This window comes from Bacillus sp. LR--39 (genome assembly GCF_053613335.1).
On sequence record NZ_JBSIOT010001121.1, the window covers coordinates 1 to 625 of the forward strand.

1 protein-coding gene is annotated in these 625 nt (G+C 43.7%); it reads right to left on the minus strand.

Features of this window, described 5'->3' with window-relative positions; all coding sequences use genetic code 11:
- The coding region (locus ACWHAR_RS28840) for a PAS domain-containing protein (protein ID WP_452088669.1) at positions 1–625 on the minus strand (625 nt) is incomplete at both ends.

Sequence of the window (625 nt, forward strand, 5' to 3'; positions counted from 1 at the left end):
TGCAGGCTTGCCGATGACTTCTTTTTCAGAAAGCCCCGTCATTTTCGTATACGCTTTATTGATTAGCAGGCCGATGCCGTTTTCATCAACGACAGAAATCGCCTCATCGGAGGATTGAATAATCGCCTCCAGCATCGTACGGACCTGCTTTAAGTTGGTCACTTCCTCTGCCAGCTCGACCGCATCAGTGATATCTTTAAACACACAAAGAGCCCCGAGCAGACGTCCGCCTTCATCAATAATCGGCAGCCTTGTGGTCACAATTTGCAAATGATCGCCTAACAGCTGCTTCTGGTTGTATTCAGGCACTCTTGTTTTTAAAATCCGCGGCATCTTCGTGCTCGGAATCACTTCTTTTATTGGGCGCCCAATGACTTCCTCACGTTTTTTCCCGACCATTTTTTCGGCCATATGGTTAAAGAGAATGATTTCTTCATTGATATCAATAAAAATCATTCCATCATGGGTGGAATTAAAAATTCTGTCATATTTATAGGTTTGCTCTTTTAGCATTTGAATCAGGTGCTGCTTTTCTTCCATCAGCTGAAAAACGATGTATGCCATTTTTCCCGGCATGACAATGGTATCTTCATGCTTTCTTTGAAGGAGCTCGTCAAACACGGCT